Raw genomic sequence first — 20,869 nt, forward strand, 5'->3', positions numbered from 1 at the left:
CATCAGCGGAACAAATCCTGATCCGTGAGATCAGCCAGCAGCGGCGCCACAGCATCCTTATCGGAGAGCAGCGGTGTCGCAGGGGCTGGTGCGCCCTGGCCTTGCGGCCAAGCGATCGCCACCTGGGGATCGTCCCAGCGGATGGCACGCTCGCAGTCGCGGCTCCAGAAATCGGTGGTTTTGTAAAGCACCTCAGCGTGCTCACTGAGGGTGAGAAAACCGTGGGCGAAACCCGCCGGCACCCAGAGCTGTTGATGGTTGGCTGCGCTCAGGCGAACACCCACCCACTGGCCAAAGCTGGCCGAACCACGGCGGATATCCACAGCCACATCGAAGATCTCGCCCAGCACGCAGCGCACGAGCTTGCCCTGGGGATGGGGCGGTAGCTGATAGTGCAGCCCGCGCAACACACCGCAGCTGGAGCGAGAGTGGTTGTCTTGCACAAAGTCAGCCACCGGCTGGCCATCGGCCTCGAGAGCCGCCGCAAAAGCCCGCTGGTTCCAGCTCTCGAAAAAGAAGCCGCGATCGTCGCCGAACACGCGCGGGGTGATCAGCAGGGGGCCCGCCATCGAGGCGCCAGCGGCCGTGTGGAGGCGTTCAGCGTTCATCAGGCCTCCAGCAGCTGCAGCAGATAGTTGCCATAGCCACTCTTGCGTAGCGGCTGAGCCAGCTCACTTAGCTGCTCAGCGCTAATCCAGCCCATGCGCCAGGCCACCTCCTCAGGGCAGCCCACCTTGAGGCTCTGGCGGTGCTCGAGCGTGCGGATGTAACTGGAGGCCTCGTGCAGGGAGTCGCAGGTGCCGGTGTCGAGCCAGGCCATGCCGCGACCCATCAGCTCCACCTGGAGCAAACCCTCATCAAGGTATTGGCGATTGAGATCGGTGATCTCCAACTCACCACGCGCGGAGGGCAGCACCCGGCGAGCACGCTCCACCACCGAGTCGTCATAGAAATAGAGGCCGGTTACGGCATAGCGCGACCTGGGCTGGGCTGGTTTCTCTTCGATGCTGAGCACCCGGCCGGTGGTGTCGAACTCCACCACGCCATAACGCTCCGGATCACGCACCGGATAGGCAAACACCGTGGCCCCTGAAGCCGCACCGATCGCACTGCCCAACTGGGTGTCGCCATGGAAGAGGTTGTCGCCCAGCACAAGCGCGGCAGGAGCTCCCGCCAAAAAATCAGCACCGATCAGAAAGGCCTGGGCCAAACCATCCGGGCTGGGCTGCACGGCGTAGTGGATCTGCATCCCCCAAGCAGCTCCATCTCCCAGCAGCCGCTGAAAGGCGGTTTGATCGTGGGGAGTGGTGATGATCAACACCTCGCGAATTCCCGCCAGCATCAAGGTGCTGAGCGGGTAGTAGATCATCGGCTTGTCGTACACCGGCAGCAGCTGTTTGCTCACTGCCTGCGTGATCGGATGGAGGCGCGTGCCGCTGCCACCCGCCAGGATGATGCCCTTACGTGCCTGGGTCATCGAAGCGAGACTGCTGCGTGGATGCTCGCATGCAGCAGCTCCCAGAGAGGCTGAAACAGCGGTGGCATTCAACCCTTGAAAGCCAGCTACGTTTTCAGGAGCGCACACTGATGGGCTTGATCTACGCCAGCCTGCGGCTGCTGAACCCCACACATCCGGAGCAGCAGGGTCTCCATGTGAGGGCTCTGGCCGACTCGGGAGCTGTGCACCTCTGCCTTCCCGAACATGTCGCCCTGCAACTGCAGCTCAGGGAACTGGAGCGCCGGGAGGTGGTGCTGGCTGACGGCCGCCGACGCAGCGTTCCTTATATGGGACCTGTCGAAGTGCGCTTTGCCAATCGCCGCTGTTTCACCGGCGCGATGGTGCTCGGCGATGAGGTGCTGCTGGGAGCCATCCCCATGGAAGACATGGACCTGGTGCTGCAACCGCAGCTTCAGCGGCTGAGCGTGAATCCGGAGAATCCAAACCTGCCGCTGAGCGTGGCCAAGTGAATCAGCCCGGCAGCGCCGCCATCAGGCTGCCCATCTCGATCGCCTGAAGGCCGTAGCTCCAGCCCAGGTTGCTCTTGATGCCAGCGCGCTCGAGGGCCTGCTGCATCGTGTCGGTGGTGAGCACACCAAAGATCACCGGCACACCGGTGTCACGGCTCACGGCGGCCACGCCTTTGCTCACCTCTGCCACCACCACATCAAAGTGGGGGGTATCGCCGCGAATCACCGCACCGAGGGTGATCACCACCTGGTAGCGGCCGCTGGCAGCCAAACGCTGCGCCACCAGCGGGATTTCAAAACTGCCGGGCACCCAAGCGGTGTCGAGCTGGGTGCTGGATGCCGAGATATCGATGCCATGGCGCGACAGGCAATCGAGGCAACCGCTCAGCAGCTTGGCGGTCACCAGATCGTTGAAGCGGGCCACCACTACGGCGATCCGCAACGACTGCGCTCCGACGAACTGGCCTTCAAAAACGGTCACGCGAGCTGGCCTTGCACTGGCGCCAGCCTACGAATCTGAGGGTCGGCGCCTCAGGCGACGAAGTAGCTCATGCCCCAGTTCACCAGCACCAAGGCCACCCAAGCCAAGCCGCCGAGCAGGATCAGGCGGTTAGAGCGACCGCTGGTGTCTTCACTGGCGTACAGCACGGGCACAGCCACGATCAGGGCGAACGACATCACCACCAGTGCCAGAACGGTGAGGGTGTTGAGGATCGTCATGGAACAGCGGCGGCGCCGGCCGAGCAGTTGGTGGATTCTCCCACGCAGGTTCCGGCCGAGCATGCCGCGCCAGCGGGTTCCTTCACAAGTTGTGGCGCCTACGATCAAGCACCCGCCTGAGCGCCTTGGCCGCGTCGTCCTCGCAGCAGCCGGAGCTGGCCCTGCAGGGGATGCTGTTTGGCCTGGAATCGGCGGCGCCCCAACCAGCCAGCGGCCCTGGTGGCGATCCAGCAAGCTGCGATCCACTCGATGAAGCCGCCCTCGCGGCGGATGCCACCCGCCGGCCACGCCAGCGCCAAGCGCAACAAAGCTCGGCCCTAGCCAGCACTGCCGCAGGCGGAGGCGATCCAGCCGAAGCCGAAGCCGACGACCTTCCCCCCTGGCACCACCACAGCCTGGTGGAGGCGCAGCAGCTCACCCCGATGCTGCGCCACTACGTGGAGCTCAAAGCGGCCCATCCCGAACGGGTGCTGCTTTACCGCCTGGGCGACTTCTTCGAATGCTTCTTTGAAGACGCCATCCAGCTGTCGCGTTTGCTGGAGCTCACCCTCACCGGCAAGGAAGGGGGCAAGGCGGTGGGGCGCGTACCGATGGCGGGCATCCCTCACCACGCCGCCGAGCGCTACTGCGCCGAACTGGTGGGCCGCGGCCTGAGCGTGGCCTTGTGCGATCAGGTGGAGAGCACCCCAGCCAAAGGCGCCCTGCTCAAGCGCGAAATCACACGCGTGCTCACCCCCGGCACGGTGCTCGAGGAGGGGCTACTCAGCGCCCGCCGTAACAACTGGCTGTGCGCGGTGGTGTGTGAGCAATCGCGCTGGGGGCTGGCGGTGGCCGATGTGAGCACCGGTGAATTCCGCGTCACCGAACGCGATGGCAGCGATCTGCTGCATCAGGAGCTGTTGCAGGTGGAGGCCGCGGAGGTGCTCTGGCCTGGCGATGGTGAACCGGCCTGGTGCCCAGACGCCCTGCGGCTCACGCCCCTGCCGCGCACCCCCTTCACGGCACCGGAAGCCCGGGCCGCGCTGCTGAAACGCTTCCGGCTAGCCAGCCTCGATGGTCTGGGGCTGGGCGAAATGCCGCTGGGCCTTCGCGCCGCAGGTGGGCTGCTGCGCTATCTCGACGACACCCAGCCCGGCACCAGCGTGCCCCTGGAACTGCCTACCACCTGGCAGGCGGGCGATCAGCTGGTGCTTGATGCCGCCACCCGCCGCAACCTGGAGCTCACCCGCACCCAGCTGGGCGGCGGGCTGCACGGCTCGCTGCTCTGGGCTCTCGATCGCACCCACACCGCCATGGGCGGGCGCTGCCTGCGCCGCTGGATTGAAGGGCCCCTGGTGGAGCGGGCCGCGATCCTGGCCCGTCAAAACGGCGTGAGTGAGCTGGTGGCCAGCCGGCGGCTGCGGGTGGGTGTGCGCCGGCTGCTGCGCCCCATGGGCGATCTCGAACGGCTGGCGGGCCGCGCCGGTGCCGGCACCGCCTCAGCCCGTGATCTGGTGGCCCTGGCCGATGGCCTCGAGCGCTTGCCGCAGCTGGCGGCGTTGATCAACAGCGGCGAGGTGTCCAGCCCGCCCCTGCTGGCCCTGGCGCGCCCTTGGCCTGAACTCGAAGCCCTGGCGAGCGAACTGCGCCACCACCTGCTCGACACCCCTCCTCTGAGCCTCAGCGAAGGCGGCCTGATCCACGACGGGGTGGATGCCCAGCTCGATGGCTTGCGCAACCAGCTCGATGATCAGGAGGCCTGGTTGGCCGAACAGGAAGCGGCCGAGCGCAGCGCCAGCGGCATCAGCACCCTCAAGCTGCAATACCACCGCACCTTTGGCTATTTCCTGGCGGTCAGCAAGGCCAAAGCGCGGGGCGTGCCGGAGCACTGGATCCGCCGGCAAACCCTGGCCAACGAAGAGCGCTTCGTCACCCCCGAGCTCAAGGCCCGCGAGGGGCGCATCCTGCAACTCAAGGCGCGAGCGGCCCAACGGGAATATGAGCTCTTCTGCCAACTGCGCAACCGCGTGGGCGACCAGGCCGCCCCAATCCGCGCCGCCGCGCGGCTGGTGGCCGAGCTCGATGCGATCGCATCCCTGGCCGACGTGGCCGCCACCAGCGGCTACTGCAAACCCGAGCTCACCGATCCCGAAGGACCGGAAGCGCGGCTCTTGCAGATCGAGGCCGGCCGTCACCCGGTGGTGGAGCAACTGCTGGTGGAGGAGCCCTTCACCCCGAACACCATCCAGCTCGGCTCCACCGCTGCTGAATCACCCAACCGCAGCCATCCGGATCTGCTCGTGCTCACCGGGCCCAACGCCAGCGGCAAGAGCTGCTACCTGCGCCAAACGGGTCTGCTGCAGCTGATGGCCCAGATCGGGAGCTGGATTCCAGCCAGCAGCGCCCGGCTCGGGATCACCGATCGGATCTTCACGCGGGTGGGTGCCGGCGACGATCTGGCCGCCGGCCAATCCACCTTCATGGTGGAAATGGCCGAAACCGCCAACATCCTTCACCACGCCAGCGAGCGCTCCCTGGTGCTGCTGGATGAGATCGGCCGCGGCACCGCCACCTTCGATGGCCTCTCGATTGCCTGGGCCGTGGCCGAATACCTGGCGGGTGAGATCGGTGCCCGCAGCGTGTTCGCCACCCACTACCACGAGCTCAATGAATTGGCCGATCAGCTCAGCAACGTGGCCAACGCCCAGGTGCTGGTGGAAGACACCGGTGAAGACCTGCGCTTCCTCCACCGCGTGGTGAGCGGCGGCGCCAACCGCAGCTATGGCATCGAAGCCGCCCGCCTGGCCGGCGTGCCCCCGGCCGTGGTGCTGCGGGCCCGGCAGGTGCTGGGCCGAATCGAGGCCAACAGTCACATTGCGGCGGCCTGATCAATAGGCCGCGTACGACTTCTCCTCCACCAGCTCCGATCCACACAGAGCATTGATCTGGCGCTTGAGCGCTGCCCGTTCATCGTTGCGGTAATACACCGCCCGGGCCAGCTCGATGAAGCTGGCTCCAAAGTCGTTCTGGCGCTCACACTCGCGGATGTCGTCTTCGATCGTCCAAAGCTGTGCATTCACAGCAGCCAGCTGCCCACCGAGCTCCGCCAAGGCACCACTGGGGTAGCCCAGGTGTTGCTGCTCCACCACACCCATCAACGCCACCAGTTCGCGTTCGATGTTCTGCTGCTTGGCATGATCGGCGATGCGTTCACGTTTGATCTCCAGGATCGTGATCTTGTCGATCAGCTCGCCCACCGATGCGGGAATCAGCAAAGCCATCAGCGGGCGCCGGAGATATCCGTCATTATCTCGTGCTCTAAAGCACGCCGCATCTGCTCCACCGGTGCCGACCAATCGCCGTCAACCTTCTGGCGAAATAATGTGGCACTTGGATACCAAGGTGTAGTGGAACCCTCTGCTCCCCAGCGCCATTCCGGAACACGCTTGAGGGGGATCCACAAACGAGCCCCGATTGCCCCCGCAAGGTGAGCAGCAGATGTATCAGAACTGATCACCACGGAGGCGCAATCCATCAGGGCCGCAGCATCTTCAAAATCCCAGGCCGCATCAATCTCAGCTTGGCAGCCCACAAAGCGATCCCGGAAACTGCAAGAAGCAAGCTGCTCGCTGCCATAACCCTTCTGAAGCGAAAGGAAACGAACCCCGGGTAGTGCGGCCAGCGGTGCCAATGCCTCAAGCGGAATCGATCGACCTCTGGATGTTGTTTTTTCATGCTCAGGATTACCCTGCCAATTGAGAGCAATCAAGAGATCAGAACCAGCGGAAAGCTTGTCTTGCCAAAACAAGCGCCTCTGAGGATCAACTGGGAGAAATGGAATGCGCTCAGCAAATTTACCCTCAGGCACATCCAACAAGCCAGGCACACTCATCAACGGAAGCCAAGCAGCCTGCTCTGAAAACTGATCCGGATCCGCATCCAAGGGCACAACTCGATCCACAAGGCCCGACGCCGCAAAAAGCGACATCTGCGGCTTGGGGCAAGTCATCACAATGCTCTGTGCAAACTCACGCAGTAACGGCGCAAAGCGAATGAACTGGAAACTATCACCAAGGCCTTGCTCATGCAGCAACACAAGCTCCTGCAGTTTCGGTTGCTCTAACGGCCCCAGCCAAAGCGCATGACCAGGCAGCTCACGCACAATTGGATGACGCGCATTATGGGTAAAACGCCACTCATATTCTTTCCAACCTTGCTCATACAAACCCTGCTGAAGCAGAACCGCCGACAAACTGAAGTGAGATTCTGCGTGGTGCGGTGCAAGCTCTAAGGCACGCCGCAGCGACGCTTCCGCTAAACACCAGGCACCGCGCTCATGCTGGATCACACCAAGATTGCTATGAATATCAGCATTGAGTGGAGATTTTTCAAGCGCTAGCTGACAAGTTTGCAGAGCCTCATCCAACTGGCCCAGCGCTCGTTGCGTGATTGCAAGATTGGAATAAGCCTGGAAATAGTCAGAATCGAGATTAATAGCCCGGCGGAAAGCCTCTTCCGCCTCAACAAGACGATCAGCCGCACGCAACGCATTGCCAAGGCTGGACAGAGCTGGTGGAAACTGGGGTCGCAAGCGAATGGCTTCTTGGTGGGCAGCTATCGCGTCTTGCCATTGCTCCTGTGCATGCAAAGCGTTGCCAAGGTTGAGATGCGCCTCAGGCAGCAAAGGATCAAGTTCTACAGCTAAACGTGCTGATTGTTCAGCCGCCAAGAAATGCCCCAAAGCCAATTGGATCATCGAAGCATTGGCATGTGCAGCCGCAGAACGAGGATCCAGCGTTAAGGCGCGCTCACAGGCACTCAAGGCATCCTGATAGCTGGTTTGGTCATGCAACACCACCGAAAGAGTGAGCCAAGCAGCAAAAAGATCCGCATCCAACTCAAGGGCACGGCGCAGACAATCAATCGAAGCCTGAAGATCGCCACGCCGGCGTTTCACCGTTCCCTGCAACGCCCAAGCGGCGGCCAAATCAGCCTGCATCTGCAAAGTTTGATCCAGCAGGTGTTCGGCACGATCCAATGCACCTGAGGCGAGCTCAAGCTGAGCCAAATTCAGGCTGAGAACCGGATGCTGAAGACCACGGTCATACAACTGGCGATAGGCCGATAAGGGATGATTGAGCCGGCCGGCAACGTGATCTTCAACCAATCGTTGGAGTTCAGATAAACCAACCTCAGGTTTTGCTACACCCTCGGCTGAGCGAGCGTTCTTCCGCAACGAGAAGCGGCTGGGTTGAAATCCGCGACTCACCAGCACATGATCAGCTTTCGATCATTATCAACGAACGTTCTGCTGATCCAGCCAAGCCCGGCGCAACAGGGCGTTCACGGCGGCCCCCACCAATCCGGCCCCGCCACGGCTGCCCTCCAGGCGGATCTGAGGTAGGCCACTCTCAGCCAGATGGCGCTTGCTCTCCGCCACCCCCACAAAGCCCACAGGCATGCCGACCACCAGCGCCGGCGGCCTGCAGCGTCCGGCCGTCACCTGCTCCAGCAACAGCTCGAGAGCCGTGGGTGCACTGCCAATCAGCACCACAGCCCGGTGGTGCTCGTGCAAAGCCCGCTCCATCCCCACCGCTGCCCTGGTGCTGCCAGCAGGGGCCTGGGCAGGGGCCCAATCCAGCACGCTGCGCACACTGTTGCCAAACGTGCGCCGCGCCATCGGTGCCACCGCCGCGGCCGCCATGGCGGTATCGGTGAGGATCGCAGCACCCGCTGCCAGAGCCTGGAGCCCCGCCTGGCAGGCGCCTTCCGACCAACACACATCCGCCACCAGGCTCAGATCACCGCTGCTGTGGATCAACCGCAACAGCACCTCCTGCTCCAAAAGGGGTAACGAGGCAAGCTCAAAGCCGTTTGCAGCCTGCGGATCGGCCAAGGCAGCACGGATCAAGCGAATGCTCTCCGTGAAGATCGGATGATCCAAAGCGGCATGCAGGCTGACGCCTTCCTACAGCGTGATCAGCTGTGGCGCGGGGCTCGATCGATGAAACGCCAAGCGCAATCACCCAGTACTCCGTACAGTCTGTACAGCAATTGGCATCACACATGGCCACCCCAAGCGTCGCGGCGTCTCCGCTTGGGGTGGAAGAAGCCCGGCGGCGGCTCCCCGAGCTGCTCGAGCGGGCGGCAGGCGGTGAGCAGTTCGTGATCCAACGCCACAAAAAGCCGATGGCGGCCCTGATGCCCTTGGGGGGCCAGTCGCCCACGGATCCCCTGCAACGGCAACGGCAGATCCAAAGCCTGATGAGCCTGCAGGGCAGCGGGCGCAACACCTGGGATCCCAACCAACGCCATCCGGCCACGCCAGACCCTCGAGCTCCAGCGATCAGCGCGCAGCCCAGCGACCATTTCCGCCCCAACCAGCTGGTGCAGGGCAGCCGCATCGCCCTGGATGGCTCTGCCCTGGTGGCCTTCCTCGCAGATGCCAAAGGCACCGGCACCTATTTGCAGCCCCTGATGCAGGGCATCGCCCAGGGCACCTGGCAAGGCGTGATCAGCAGCGTGAGCCTGGCGCGGGTGATGGAGGGGCCCCTGGCGCAGGGGGATGAGCTGCTGGCGCAGCGGTATGCCACCGCATTCACCAACCCGCAGCAATGGCTGCAGCTGCCTGCCGATGGGACCTTGGTGGTCGCCGCAGCGCGGCTTCAGCGCCAGGAACCCCAACTCGATGAGATCCGAGCCATCGAACTGGCCACGGCGATTGCCGCCGAAGCCACCGTGCTGATCACCGATCACCCTGCCCTCGCCCAAACTGGGCAACACCCCGTGCTCAGCGCCCGACGGATCTGAGCGCCCGCTGCAGTACTGCCGTGCCGATCCATCTGCTCTGGGGCGACGACGAAGCGGCCCGCACGCGGGCGGTGGAGACGTTGATCAGCCACCACACCGATCCGGCCTGGCAGAGCATCAACCTGGCCCGGCTCGATGGCAACGAAGCGGGCCAGGCCGCTCAGGCCCTGGGGGAGGCCCGCACGCCGCCCTTCGGGGGAGGGGATCGGGTGGTGGTGTTGCAGCGCAGCCCCTTCTGCAACCAGTGCCCGGCGGAGCTGGCGGAGCAACTGGAGGCAGCCCTGCCCCTGATCCCCGCCAGCTGCCACCTGCTGCTGGTGAACAGCGGCAAGCCCGATGCTCGCCTGCGCACCACCAAAGCCCTGCAGAAGCTGGTGAAGGCGGGCGAAGCGCGCGAGCAGAGCTTCCAGCTGCCGGCGGTGTGGGATGGCGCCGGCCAGATCGACCTGGTGCAGCGCACGGCCCGGGAGCTGGGGCTGCAGCTGGAACCCGCCGCCGCCGAAGCCCTCAGCGACGCCATCGGCAGCGACAGTGCCCGACTGGCCAGCGAACTGGAGAAGCTGGCCCTCTACGTGGGGGCAGAGACAGGCAGCCAGGCCCTCCAACCACCGATCACCGCTGCGGCCGTGGCTGCCCTCGTGGGCAGCCAGGCCACCAATGCCCTGCAGGTGGGTGACGCCCTGCTCGCGGGCAACCCCGCCGAAGCCGTGGCGCTGGTGGATGCCCTGCTGGCCGCCAACGAACCGGCACTGCGCATCGTGGCCACCCTCTGCGGGCAGATCCGCGGCTGGTTGTGGGTGAGCCTGCTGGATCAGCAAGGCGATAACGATGTCAACGCCATCGCCAAAGCCGCCGGCATCGGCAACCCCAAACGCATCTATGTGATGCGCAAACAGATCCGCGGCCGCAAACCCGCGCGCTTTCTGGCGCTGCTGCGCCAGCTGCTGGAGGTAGAAGCCGCCCTTAAGCGCGGCGGCAATCCAGGCGATGCCTTCCGCGATGGTTTCCTGCTCACGAGCTGAAACAGCGCCACGTAGGACAATCAGCCGTTAACGCTCTATCGGCGCGTCATGGCCCTGCTGGTCCAGAAGTTCGGCGGCACCTCCGTGGCCGATGTGGAACGGATCCAGGCCGTGGCTCAGCGCATCGCCGCCAGCCGCCAGGCCGGCCACGATCTGGTGATCGTGGTGTCGGCCATGGGCCACACCACCGATGAGCTCACGGGCCTGGCTCGGGCGATCAGCAGCGCGCCTCCCCAGCGGGAGATGGACATGCTGCTGGCCACCGGCGAGCAGGTGTCGATCGCGCTGCTGGCGATGGCGCTGCATGCCCTGGGGGTGCCAGCCGTGTCGATGACCGGTCCGCAGGTGGGCATCCTCACCGAATCAGCCCACGGCCGTGCCCGCATCCTCGAGGTGCGCACCGACCGGCTGCAGCGCCTACTGGGTGACGGCAACGTGGTGGTGGTGGCTGGTTTCCAGGGCACCAGCAGCGGCCTCAGCGGTCTGCCCGAGATCACCACGCTGGGCCGCGGCGGTTCCGACACGTCGGCGGTAGCCCTGGCAGCGGCCCTCGGCGCCGATGCCTGTGAGATCTACACCGATGTGCCCGGGGTGCTCACCACCGATCCGCGCAAGGTGGCTGATGCCCAACTGATGGACACGATTACCTGCAACGAGATGCTCGAGCTGGCCAGCCTGGGCGCGGCCGTGCTGCATCCGCGCGCTGTGGAGATCGCCCGCAACTACGGCGTGCCACTGGTGGTGCGCTCCAGCTGGAGCGATCAGCCCGGCACCCTGCTCACCAGCGATGCCGCGAGCCGCCGCGGCAGCGGGGAGGGTCTGGAGCTGGGGAAGCCCGTGGATGGCGCCGAGCTCGACACCGACCAGGCCGTGCTGGCCCTGGCCCATGTGCCCGATCGCCCCGGCGTGGCCGCCCAGCTGTTTGAAGCGCTCTCCGCCGCAGGGCTGAACGTGGATCTGATCGTGCAATCCACCCACGAAGCCGACGCCGCCTGCAGCGGCGACCACTGCGGCTTCACCAACGACATCGCCTTCACCGTCGCCGAGGCACAGCTGGATCGGGCACAGCTGGTGTGCCGCGAAGTGCTGGCGGCCATGGGCCCCGGCGCCGAGAGCGCCACGATCAGCGCTGAGGGCGGCATGGCCAAGCTGAGCATCGCCGGCGCCGGAATCATGGGGCGCCCCGGCGTGGCGGCCCGCCTGTTCGACACCCTGGCCAAGGGGGGGATCAACCTGCGCCTGATCGCCACCAGCGAAGTGAAAGTGAGCTGCCTGGTGGCCGGTCACCAAGGCAGCAAAGCCCTGCAGGCCGCAGCCCAATGCTTTGAGCTGGGCGAGCGGCAGTTGCATCTCAACCCACCCCCATCCGGCGCCGGCGCACCCGAGGTGCGCGGTGTGGCGCTCGACCGGGATCAAGCCCAGGTGGCCGTGCGCCGCATCCCCGATAAACCCGGCACCGCCGCGGCCGTGTGCCGTGTGCTTGCCGATGCCGGCATCAGCCTCGATGCGATCGTGCAATCGGAGCGCAGCCACGGCGATGGCGATCAGCAAAGCCGCGACATGGGCTTCTGCCTCAAACGCGACGATCTCGAACGCGCCCGCAACGTGCTGCAGCCGCTGCTCAACCAATGGCCTGGAGCCAGCTTCGACGAAGGCATCGCCATCGCCCGGGTGAGCGCCGTGGGTGCCGGGATGCCCTGCACTGCTGGCACAGCAGCGCGCATGTTCCGCTCCCTAGCGGAAGCGGGCGTGAACATTGAGATGATCGCCACCAGCGAAATCCGCACCAGCTGCGTGGTGCCGGAGGTCGAGGGCGTGAAAGCCTTGCAGGTGGTGCACGCCGCCTTTGGGCTTGGCGGCGCCGTGCAGCATCAGGCAGAGGGCACGGAGGCATCAATCTGATGCGAGTTCAAGTCTGCATCCCTCACTACTTCCGCGAACACACGGATCCAGGGGATAACCCCAATGGCTACGGATCGCTACGAAGCGGAGCAAAACTACAACGAAGCATTGCTCTTGCGCGTTGTATCACGGCACTGCTCGATCTGCAGCGGAAGCAAGAAACCTGCCTACTCAATATTAATCAAAAAAGCATTGAGCATTGGCAAAACAAAGAGGAACAACTAGAAATATCTATACACGTCTTCACCGACGGCATCAACAGGTTGCAGGATACTCTCGATATTTATAAAAACAATATAACCATTTCAGATAAACAATTAAAAAATCCTCGTGAACTACCATTAGAATGCAGAGATTATCTTATAAAGAATGAAACAGATGCCGATCTTCTATTCTACATGGAAGATGATATCATTATAAATGATAGATTATTCTTCGATAAGCAGAAATGGTTTATACATAATACAAGTCATAATTGCTCCCTAATGCCACACCGATATGAACGCATTGATCAGGGTTCACTAGAAACACTCATTGTCGACGGATCATTAAGACCAGACTTCATTAATAGGTTTACAAATCCACAGAAAAATGCTGCTAATGGTCAATTTAGAGGTTCAGATTTTGTTTGCTTTGATATAGCAGATAATCCACATTCTGGTACATTCTGCGTTAGCCGAGATCAAGCTGAAAAACTCAGAGATTTATCATTGCCACGCGAAGGATTCGTTGGACCACTTGAAACAGCTGCAACACTAACAGTACTTAAATTTTTTCCAGTCATGAAACCCAGTATCCAATATTGGAAGTTTCTCAGTGTTGAACATGGTCATCCTTCTTTTCTGCCATTGATCAAGACACTTCCACACCAGGCAGCCAGCTAAGACTGGAACTGAATCCGATTTCAAAGCAAGACTCTCAGACCGTGGCGGCGATCCCTTTGGGTTCGAGCATCAGCTTGCTGCCGCTCACGCTCTCATCCATTTCGATCGGATAGGCGCCATCGAAACAGGCGGTGCAGAAGTGGCCGGCATTGGCCTGGGCCGCTTCCACCATGCCCTCCTTGCTCAGGTAGGCCAGGGAATCCACCCCCAGATGAGCAGCGATCTCCTCGAGGGTGAGGCGGGCCGCAATCAACTGGTCTTGGGTGTCGGTGTCGATGCCGTAGAAGCAGGGGTGCGTCACCGGCGGTGAGCTGATGCGCATGTGCACCTCTGTGGCGCCCGCATCACGGATGGCGGCCACGAGCTTGCGGCTAGTGGTGCCGCGCACGATCGAGTCGTCGATCACCACCACACGCTTACCGGCAAGCACATCCGGCAGGGGGTTGAGCTTCACGCGGATGCCGGCCTCGCGCATGGCCTGGGTGGGCTGAATGAAGGTGCGGCCCACGTAGCGGTTTTTGATCAGACCATCACCGAAGGGAATGCCACTGTGCTGCGAGTAGCCGATCGCAGCCGGGATCCCGGAATCGGGCACACCAATCACGATGTCGGCCGCCACAGGCGTTTCACGCGCCAGCACTTCACCGATGCGCACCCGGTAGCTGTAGAGCGATTCGCCGAAAAAGCGGCTATCGGGCCGGGCGAAATAGATCATCTCGAACACGCAGAGCTTCGCGGGCTCGGTGATCCAGCGGCTGCGGCTGGGCTCGGGATCCCCGAGGCGGAAATGCATGATCTCGCCGGGCTCCACATCGCCATCGAAGCTGGCGCCGATGATGTCGAGCCCGCAGCTTTCGCTGCTCACCACCCATTGGGCCTCGCTCTGCTCGCCCATGTGGCCAAACACCAGCGGCCGGATGCCATGGCCGTCGCGCAGCGCATAGAGCCCCTCGGGGGTGCCGATCACCAGGCTGAAGGCGCCGCGGCAGCGGCTGGCGGCCTCGCGGATGGCCGCCTCCCAGCCCAGCCCCTGGTTCACCGCGTGCTGGATCGCAAAGGCAATCAGCTCAGAATCGGTGGTGGAGGTGAACTCCGCCTCAGGAATATCGGCCGCAATGGCCTCGCGCAGTTCGCCGGCATTCACCAAATTGCCGTTGTGGGCAAAGGCGAGCGGGCCGAGGCGGGTGTTGAGCAGCACCGGCTGGGCATTGCAGGCCTTGCTGCTGCCGGTGGTGGAGTAGCGGTTGTGGCCGATGGCGAGCTGTCCGGGCAGGCGCTCCAGCACGCTCTGATCGAACACCTGGCTCACCAAGCCCATGTCTTTGTGCATGCGCACCTGGGGCCTGGCCGCTTCACCGGGCTCGGCATCAAACACGGCGATCCCGGCCGACTCCTGGCCCCGATGCTGCAGGGCGTAAAGACCGAAGTAGGTGAGGTTGGCCACCGGCTGATCAGCCGCCAGCACGGCAAACACGCCGCAGGCTTCTTCCGGCTTGTCAGGGCGCTCGGCGCTGATCTGATCGGGGGTGGGAAGCGAGACGGAGTGCACGTCGGTCACCGCAGTTCCCACCTTTTGGTTTGTTTCAGCATTGTGCATCAGCGCTGCTCTCATGCTGGAGCGTTCAGGGTTGGGCTAGCCACGGTCAACTCGTTGGCGGCAGATCCACGCCCATGCGGCGCGGAATGGCCTGCTCAAACTGGGCCTCGAGCTGGGCGACGGGCAGCTTGAGCAAGGGTTGACCGGCCTGCTGGATCTGCAGCTCAGCCTCAGCGGCCACCACACCCAGGCACTGGGCGGGGACGCCTGCGGCATCGAGCGCCTGCTGCCAGGCAGCGCCCTGAGCCGGAGCCACACTCACCAGGATGCGGGCACCGCCCTCAGCGAAAAGCAAGCGATCCACCCGAGCGGTGCTGGCAGGGATCTCCAGATGGGCACCCAATCCACTGGCGATACAGGCTTCCGCGGCGGCCACAGCCAAACCGCCATCACTGAGGTCGTGGGCGGAGCACACCAGGCCGGCGGCGATCGCCTGGCGCAGGAAGCCCTGCACTGAGCGCTCCAGCGGCAGATCAATCTCGGGCGGGCGCCCCGTAACGGCTCCATGCACCTGCTCCAGATAGCTGCTGCCGGCCAGGCTCAGGCGGGGATCGGCGGGAGCCTCCCCCGCCTCCAGCCCAGCCCCAAGCAACCAGATCGCATCGCCGCCATCGCGCCAGGCCTGGCCGCGCACGTGGGCCAGATCGTGCACCAACCCCACCATGCCCACCACCGGCGTGGGGTGGATCGGCTGCATGCGCCCATCGGGCAGGCGGGTTTCGTTGTAGAGCGACACGTTGCCGCCGGTGACGGGCGTATCAAGCACTGAGCAGGCCGCCGAGAGGCCGCGGCAGGCCAGGGCCAGCTGCCAGTAGCCGGTGGGAGTTTCGGGGGAGGGGAAGTTGAGGTTGTCGGTGACGGCCAGGGGCTCGGCACCCACGCAGCTGAGGTTGCGGGCGGCCTCAGCCACGGCCGCCATGCCGCCGCGCTCGGGATCGAGCGCCACCCAACGGTTGGGGCAATCCACCACCGCCGCCACACCGCGCCTGGCCGCTTGGGTGTCTGCCTGGGGCCGCAGGCGCACCACCGCCGCATCAGCGCCGCCAGGGGGCACCACGGTGTTGGCCTGCACCTGGTGGTCGTATTGGCGGTACACCCAACGTTTGGAGGCGATGGTGGGGTCATCGAGCAGCTGCAGCAGCACCGCGTTCCAACTGAGGGCGGTGCCACCCGCGGGGGTGATGCCGGCGGGGCCCGCTGCAGGGAGTTCAGACTCGCTCCAGCGCCAGTGGGCCTGGATCTCAGCCGGGGGCTCACTGATCAGCTCGTGCCGGTTGATCGGGGTGTCGTCGGCCAGGGCGCTGGCGGGCACCTCGGCGGCTACGGCACCGTTCTGGAGCACACGCACGATGTTGTCCTCCAGCACGCGGCCCACCACGGCCGCCTGTAAACCCCAACGGCTGAAGCGCTCCATCAGCGCCTGCTCGCGGCCGGGCTTCACCACAAACAGCATCCGCTCCTGCGATTCAGAGAGCAAAAACTCGTAGGGGGTCATGCCCGCCTCACGGGCGGGCACCCGATCAAGATCCAGCTCGATGCCCAGGCCACCCTTCGCGGCCATCTCCGAGCAGCTGCAGGTGAGGCCGGCGGCGCCCATGTCTTGCGCGGCCACCACATCGCCGGTTTGGAAGGCCTCGAGGCAGGCCTCGATCAGGCCCTTCTCCAGGAAGGGATCACCCACCTGCACAGCGGGGCGATCGTCGAGGGAGGCTTCGGTGAGCTCAGCACTGGCAAAGCTGGCGCCGCCCATGCCGTCGCGGCCGGTGGTGCTGCCCACATACACCACCGGATAGCCCACGCCTTCGGCGCCGGAGCACACAATCTCATCGGTTTCCATCAGCCCCAGGGCCATGGCGTTCACGAGGGGATTGCCGGAATAGCTGGCGTCGAACGCCACCTCGCCGCCCACGGTGGGCACACCCACGCAGTTGCCGTAGTGGGCGATGCCAGCCACCACGCCCTCCATCAGGCCCACGTTGCGCTCGTCTTCCAGCGGGCCGAAACGCAGAGCGTTGAGCAGGGCGATCGGGCGGGCGCCCATGGTGAAGATGTCGCGCAGGATGCCGCCCACGCCTGTGGCAGCCCCCTGGAACGGCTCCACGGCCGAGGGATGGTTGTGGCTTTCGATCTTGAAGGCCAGGCGCTGGCCCTCGCCCAAATCCACCACGCCGGCGTTCTCGCCGGGACCCACCAGGATGCGCGGGCCGGTGGTGGGGAAGCCCTGCAGCAGGGGCCGGGAGTTGCGGTAACAGCAGTGCTCCGACCACATCACACCGAACATGCCCAGCTCAGCGCGGTTGGGGGCGCGGCCGAGGCGGCGGCAGATCTCGTCGTAATCGGCCTGGCTGAGGTTCTCCTTCTTGAGGGCGTCGGGAACGGAGTAAGTGAGGGAGGCGTACTCGGGAGCGGCGACCACAACCAACGGAGCAGATCAATCCACTCTCGCTGAGCGACTCACCCGAGCTCGCCGGTGTAGCTGGCGGACAGGCCAACGCTGAGATCACGCAACGCCGAGCGGCTCAGTTCATCACCGGTGTAGATGGCCTCCAGGCGCTGGCCCACATAGATGCCAGTGCCGTCCAGCCGGCCATAGGCCTTGCTTTTGAACGTGGTGCTCTCGAAGCGCAACCGGCCGGTTTTCGTGCCAAGGATGCCCACAACGTCTTCCGAGCCGAGCTCAGCGATCTCATCCACGCTGCGGCGGTTGCGGCGGGTTTTGCGGGAGCCATCGCGGCTGATCAGGAGCCAATCCTGCTCGCCATCACTGCCGCTGAAGAACTGATTGCTGCCTTTGCCGCCCCAAAGCTCATCGCGGCCGCCGCCACCGGTGAGCACATCGTTGCCCTGCTCGCCGCGCAGCAGATCGGGACCGCTGCCGCCGGTGAGCACATCGTTCAACACGGTGCCAATCAGCCGATCACCGCTGGGGCTGGTGGCTGTGGGGCTCATCACCTTCGTGGTTTCAACGCCCCAGATGGCCTTCAGAGCAGCCAAATCATTGGCTGTAAACCATGTGGGCCAGCTCTCGCCAAGTGGAGAGCGGTAGGCCAGCAGGGTTTCTTCTGGATAGGCGCTGCGGGATGAATTACTGCTCTCAAACACATCTCCATCGGTTTGATCGAAGGGATGTTCACCGCCCAGGGTATGGAGCAGCTCATGCAGAGCGGCGTAATAGAGATAGTCGATCTCGCCATTGAAGGCGGGCGTATTGAGCATGATCTCCCAGAAATCACGCTGGGGGGTGTCATTTGAGAGAGCGATGCCGAGAGTCACACCATTACCACTGCCCTCCAGAGCGATTTCGCTATCGAAGTAGAAGCGAACATCAGCAAAGTCGGGCGAGTCAACAAAGCGAAAATCGAGATCGATCTCGGCATCCAGCTTCTGCACAGCGTCCTGGAAGAAGGCCACAAAGGCTTCATCCATCGCAACGGTCTGGATCGTTTGAGCGCCATAGCCGCCCCCATTCACCGCCACCGGGCCAGCCGGCCGATGCAGATAGAGATCCAGCACGCCATCGGTCAGCACCTGCTGCTTGGTGAAGCTCTCGAAATCCGGAGCAATCAGCTGCTCAACCGGAATTGTGCGCAGGGTTTGTTCACCCAGGGCATGGGATTCACCCAGAGCCACGCTGTTGCCGCTGGCCAGAAAACACCGATAACACATGGCAGCTCTGCCTCAAGGGCTGCCTGCAAGCTAGACCCAACAGACCTACAACCAAGGGTCGGCATCCCGATGGTTGGGGTCGGGCTTGCTCTCCTCATCCCAGTCATCCCAGGCTTCATCCCTGGCGGTGACTGCGCGGCGAGGTTCGTCGTCGTCAGGCTCCGGCTCCTCCTCCAACCAACCTTCCAAGCGGTCATCGAAGCGATCGCCCACCTGCTGGAACTGCTCACGCAGGCGGGAGGTTTCTTCCGCAAACTGATCGCGCCAACGGCGGCCGCGCCGCAGAAACTCCTGGCGCACGCTGGCCCGCGCCAAGGGCAAATCATCCAGCCCATTGAGGGCGGTGAGCACCTGGCCCGGCTGTTGATCGCGAATGCGCTCGGGGCTGAGGCGCCAGCGGCTGCTGCCGGGTAAACGCGGATCGCTGCGCGACACCAGGTAGTGGAGGATCTGGCCGGTGCTGAGCTCCACAGCTGCATCCGCCACCATGCCCATGAGCTCGCCGTGGCGATCGAGCAGGGCCGCCTCCATCAAGGTGGGTAATCGATCAGTGGTGGGCAGATCCGTATCAGCGCCGGGGCCCTGCACCAAGGCTTCCAGCTCTACCAGTCCGCGCAGTTGATCGAGCCGCCAGGCCTCGCGCCGATCCCCGAACGACGAAGGCTTGCTGATCCAGCCGAGCAACCGGTGCACAGGGGGGTGCATCCAAGCCAGCACCCCTGCGCCGTGATCGAGCCCCTGCTCGCAGCGCACCCGACGGCGCAGCAGATCACTCAACAGCAACTGCTCCGGCAGGCTCACTGGCGGATCTGCACCGGCATCACCAAGTAGGTGAAGGCCGAATCATCGTCAGGAGCCAGCACCACCGGCGTGGTGGGGGCATTGCAGCGCAGCTCCACGCGCTCGGCGCTCATCGCCTTGAGGCCATCGAGCACATAGCGCACGTTGAAGGCGATCTGGATGGCATCACCGCTCACGTCAGCGGCGATGGCTTCTGAACCACTGCCCACGTCTTGCGCATCGGTACTGATACTCAGCTGACCGGCCGCGGGATCACTGCTGATCTTCACCACGTTGTTGTGCTGATCAGCCAGCACAGCCACCCGCTCCAAAGCGCCCAGCAGACCCTTGCGGTCGAGCTTGAGACTGCGGGTAAAGCTCTCAGGGATCAGCTGGCGGTAGTTGGGGTAGGTGCCATCGAGGCTGCGGCTGGTGAGCACCTGATCGGCGAACTGGAACACCACCTGGCCGTGATCACAGAACAGGCTCACCAGGTCGCTGCCGCCGCGGCTGGAGAGCAGCCGCTCCAGTTCGCGCAGCGAGCGAGCGGGCACGGTGACATCGAGATCCGCCCCACCCTCGGCGCTGTTTTGCAGGCGCAGCACAGCTAGGCGGTGGCCGTCGGTGGCAGCGCACTCCAGCCCATCGGCATTCAGGCCTAGATGCACGCCGGTAAGCAGCTGCTTGGCTTCATCGCCGCTGCTGGCAAACAGGGTGGCGCGCAGGCCTTTCACCAGCACCTCAGGGTCGAGCTTGATCGGTGTAGCGGCCTGGGCGAGGGGCAATTCGGGAAAGTCGTCGGCGGGCATGCCGCGCATCTGATAGCTGCCGGAGGCGCTGGTGAGTTCCACCTGCTCGCCGCCTTCCTCACAGCTGAGGCTGATCGGGCTGTCAGCCGGCATGCGGGCCACGATTTCACCGAACAACCGGGCCGGCAGGGTGATGGCGCCGCTGGTGTGCACCGAGGCGCTGAGGCTGGTTTGGATGCCGAGGCTCAAATCAAAGCCGGTGAGGCTGAGCCGGCCTGTGCCGGCGTCAGCGGTGAGCAGCACGTTGGCCAACACCGGATGGGTGGGCCGGCCTGCCACAGCGCGACTGACCAGCTGAAGGCTGGCGTTGAGTTCGGCCTGGGAGCAGACCAGCTTCATGGCAGGGGCAAAGCGATCCCCACGCTTCCACAACGGGGCGGGAAGTGCAACGGGCCTGGCGAGCGGTTTCCCCGCGTTTCCCCATCCCTCCGTCTAACGGATCAAAAGGTTTTAAAACCAAAATCCCAATCCGTAGCCGTAGAGGGTGGGGAAACACCGCAAAAGCCACCAAACCCTTTGCACCGCAGTGGTTTTTGTTTCCACAAGCCTGGTGAATGATTCGGCGGGTTTGGCGCGAAGTAGGCGTTTTCCGCGAAATCCCGCTGCTGTGGAAATCTGCGCCTGGATCAGGGGGTTGGTCGGCCTCTGTTTTCCCGTGGGGCAACCCATGGTTTTCCCCAGGTTGTGGGCAGACGCTTTGTGGGTTGGCTCGCTGCATGAGCAACCAGCAAA

18 protein-coding genes are annotated in these 20,869 nt (G+C 63.9%); 6 read left to right on the forward strand and 12 right to left on the reverse strand.

What is annotated here, in order from left to right; all coding sequences use genetic code 11:
• Nucleotides 1-2 precede the first annotated feature (2 nt).
• Both rfbC and rfbA read right to left on the reverse strand, forming a co-directional pair.
• Nucleotides 3-608: a dTDP-4-dehydrorhamnose 3,5-epimerase gene (rfbC, locus tag KJJ24_RS11530; protein WP_214338864.1), complete on the reverse strand. Its 606-nt coding sequence runs from the start codon at nt 606-608 to the stop codon at nt 3-5.
• On the reverse strand, nt 608-1,477 hold the full coding sequence (rfbA, locus tag KJJ24_RS11535; RefSeq protein ID WP_214338866.1) for a glucose-1-phosphate thymidylyltransferase RfbA: 870 nt from the start codon (nt 1,475-1,477) through the stop codon (nt 608-610). Before rfbA ends, rfbC begins: the two co-directional genes overlap by 1 nt.
• A gap of 29 nt (nt 1,478-1,506) precedes the next feature.
• On the opposite strand from rfbA, the gene KJJ24_RS11540 reads away from it, so the two are divergent.
• The gene (locus tag KJJ24_RS11540) at nt 1,507-1,968 is read left to right on the forward strand and encodes a clan AA aspartic protease (protein ID WP_250544705.1); all 462 of its coding nucleotides are present in this window, start codon (nt 1,507-1,509) and stop codon (nt 1,966-1,968) included.
• A 1-nt stretch (nt 1,969) separates the two neighbouring features.
• Here the strand turns inward: KJJ24_RS11540 and ribH are convergent, their stop codons facing one another.
• Both ribH and psbZ read right to left on the reverse strand, forming a co-directional pair.
• Nucleotides 1,970-2,449, reverse strand: a complete 480-nt coding sequence (gene ribH / locus KJJ24_RS11545) for a 6,7-dimethyl-8-ribityllumazine synthase (RefSeq protein WP_214338868.1) — start codon at nt 2,447-2,449, stop codon at nt 1,970-1,972.
• Between the two features lie 50 nt (nt 2,450-2,499).
• Nucleotides 2,500-2,688 carry a photosystem II reaction center protein PsbZ gene (gene psbZ / locus KJJ24_RS11550; RefSeq protein ID WP_214343613.1) on the reverse strand — a complete coding sequence of 63 codons (189 nt, stop codon included), beginning with the start codon at nt 2,686-2,688 and terminating at the stop codon, nt 2,500-2,502.
• A gap of 125 nt (nt 2,689-2,813) precedes the next feature.
• On the opposite strand from psbZ, the gene mutS reads away from it, so the two are divergent.
• The gene (mutS, locus tag KJJ24_RS11555) at nt 2,814-5,555 is read left to right on the forward strand and encodes a DNA mismatch repair protein MutS (RefSeq protein ID WP_214338870.1); all 2,742 of its coding nucleotides are present in this window, start codon (nt 2,814-2,816) and stop codon (nt 5,553-5,555) included.
• Here mutS and KJJ24_RS11560 read toward each other — a convergent pair whose 3' ends face one another.
• Genes KJJ24_RS11560 through KJJ24_RS11570 form a run of 3 tightly spaced genes read right to left on the reverse strand, consistent with a single transcriptional unit; the run spans nt 5,556 to nt 8,611 of the window.
• Nucleotides 5,556-5,948, reverse strand: a complete 393-nt coding sequence (locus tag KJJ24_RS11560; RefSeq protein WP_214338872.1) for a DUF6165 family protein — start codon at nt 5,946-5,948, stop codon at nt 5,556-5,558. It lies immediately after the preceding gene.
• Nucleotides 5,948-7,936, reverse strand: a complete 1,989-nt coding sequence (locus KJJ24_RS11565) for a tetratricopeptide repeat protein (RefSeq protein WP_214338874.1) — start codon at nt 7,934-7,936, stop codon at nt 5,948-5,950. Before KJJ24_RS11565 ends, KJJ24_RS11560 begins: the two co-directional genes overlap by 1 nt.
• 27 nt (nt 7,937-7,963) lie before the next feature.
• Nucleotides 7,964-8,611, reverse strand: a complete 648-nt coding sequence (locus tag KJJ24_RS11570; protein WP_250544708.1) for a precorrin-8X methylmutase — start codon at nt 8,609-8,611, stop codon at nt 7,964-7,966.
• A 122-nt stretch (nt 8,612-8,733) separates the two neighbouring features.
• Between KJJ24_RS11570 and KJJ24_RS11575 the strand changes: the two genes are divergently transcribed.
• The 4 genes from KJJ24_RS11575 to KJJ24_RS11590 are packed head-to-tail and all read left to right on the forward strand — an operon-like array spanning nt 8,734 to nt 13,285.
• Nucleotides 8,734-9,477, forward strand: a complete 744-nt coding sequence (locus tag KJJ24_RS11575) for a type II toxin-antitoxin system Phd/YefM family antitoxin (protein ID WP_214338875.1) — start codon at nt 8,734-8,736, stop codon at nt 9,475-9,477.
• A gap of 20 nt (nt 9,478-9,497) precedes the next feature.
• The gene (gene holA, locus KJJ24_RS11580) at nt 9,498-10,499 is read left to right on the forward strand and encodes a DNA polymerase III subunit delta (protein ID WP_214338877.1); all 1,002 of its coding nucleotides are present in this window, start codon (nt 9,498-9,500) and stop codon (nt 10,497-10,499) included.
• 48 nt (nt 10,500-10,547) lie between these two features.
• Complete coding sequence (locus tag KJJ24_RS11585; protein ID WP_214338879.1) at nt 10,548-12,401, forward strand: aspartate kinase; 1,854 nt, start codon at nt 10,548-10,550, stop codon at nt 12,399-12,401.
• Nucleotides 12,401-13,285 (forward strand): hypothetical protein, encoded by an 885-nt coding sequence (locus tag KJJ24_RS11590; RefSeq protein WP_214338881.1) that lies wholly within the window; start codon nt 12,401-12,403, stop codon nt 13,283-13,285. The genes KJJ24_RS11585 and KJJ24_RS11590 overlap by 1 nt, the downstream gene beginning before the upstream one ends.
• Before the next feature lie 34 nt (nt 13,286-13,319).
• On the opposite strand, the gene purF is transcribed toward KJJ24_RS11590, so the two are convergent.
• Genes purF through dnaN form a run of 5 tightly spaced genes read right to left on the reverse strand, consistent with a single transcriptional unit; the run spans nt 13,320 to nt 20,476 of the window.
• Nucleotides 13,320-14,882, reverse strand: a complete 1,563-nt coding sequence (purF, locus tag KJJ24_RS11595) for an amidophosphoribosyltransferase (RefSeq protein WP_250545023.1) — start codon at nt 14,880-14,882, stop codon at nt 13,320-13,322.
• 46 nt (nt 14,883-14,928) lie between these two features.
• Nucleotides 14,929-17,298 carry a phosphoribosylformylglycinamidine synthase subunit PurL gene (purL, locus tag KJJ24_RS11600; protein ID WP_214338883.1) on the reverse strand — a complete coding sequence of 790 codons (2,370 nt, stop codon included), beginning with the start codon at nt 17,296-17,298 and terminating at the stop codon, nt 14,929-14,931.
• A gap of 38 nt (nt 17,299-17,336) precedes the next feature.
• On the reverse strand, nt 17,337-18,548 hold the full coding sequence (locus KJJ24_RS11605) for a hypothetical protein (RefSeq protein ID WP_250544710.1): 1,212 nt from the start codon (nt 18,546-18,548) through the stop codon (nt 17,337-17,339).
• A 45-nt stretch (nt 18,549-18,593) separates the two neighbouring features.
• On the reverse strand, nt 18,594-19,349 hold the full coding sequence (locus KJJ24_RS11610) for an RNA methyltransferase (RefSeq protein ID WP_214338885.1): 756 nt from the start codon (nt 19,347-19,349) through the stop codon (nt 18,594-18,596).
• Entirely contained in the window at nt 19,346-20,476 is a 1,131-nt protein-coding gene (dnaN, locus tag KJJ24_RS11615) for a DNA polymerase III subunit beta (RefSeq protein ID WP_214338887.1), read from the reverse strand. The genes KJJ24_RS11610 and dnaN overlap by 4 nt, the downstream gene beginning before the upstream one ends.
• Nucleotides 20,477-20,869: the final 393 nt, after the last annotated feature.

Source organism: Synechococcus sp. LA31 (genome assembly GCF_018502385.1).
In the GTDB taxonomy this organism is placed as follows: domain Bacteria; phylum Cyanobacteriota; class Cyanobacteriia; order PCC-6307; family Cyanobiaceae; genus Vulcanococcus.

Bases quoted from the DNA above. Each gene is read 5' to 3' on its own strand.
- rfbC (WP_214338864.1), bottom strand. From the start codon at position 608: ATGAACGCTGAACGCCTCCACACGGCCGCTGGCGCCTCGATGGCGGGC.
- rfbA (WP_214338866.1), bottom strand. From the start codon at position 1,477: ATGACCCAGGCACGTAAGGGCATCATCCTGGCGGGTGGCAGCGGCACG.
- KJJ24_RS11540 (WP_250544705.1), top strand. From the start codon at position 1,507: ATGCAGCAGCTCCCAGAGAGGCTGAAACAGCGGTGGCATTCAACCCTT.
- psbZ (WP_214343613.1), bottom strand. From the start codon at position 2,688: ATGACGATCCTCAACACCCTCACCGTTCTGGCACTGGTGGTGATGTCG.
- KJJ24_RS11560 (WP_214338872.1), bottom strand. From the start codon at position 5,948: ATGGCTTTGCTGATTCCCGCATCGGTGGGCGAGCTGATCGACAAGATC.
- KJJ24_RS11575 (WP_214338875.1), top strand. From the start codon at position 8,734: ATGGCCACCCCAAGCGTCGCGGCGTCTCCGCTTGGGGTGGAAGAAGCC.
- KJJ24_RS11585 (WP_214338879.1), top strand. From the start codon at position 10,548: ATGGCCCTGCTGGTCCAGAAGTTCGGCGGCACCTCCGTGGCCGATGTG.
- KJJ24_RS11590 (WP_214338881.1), top strand. From the start codon at position 12,401: ATGCGAGTTCAAGTCTGCATCCCTCACTACTTCCGCGAACACACGGAT.
- purF (WP_250545023.1), bottom strand. From the start codon at position 14,882: ATGCACAATGCTGAAACAAACCAAAAGGTGGGAACTGCGGTGACCGAC.
- KJJ24_RS11605 (WP_250544710.1), bottom strand. From the start codon at position 18,548: ATGTGTTATCGGTGTTTTCTGGCCAGCGGCAACAGCGTGGCTCTGGGT.
- dnaN (WP_214338887.1), bottom strand. From the start codon at position 20,476: ATGAAGCTGGTCTGCTCCCAGGCCGAACTCAACGCCAGCCTTCAGCTG.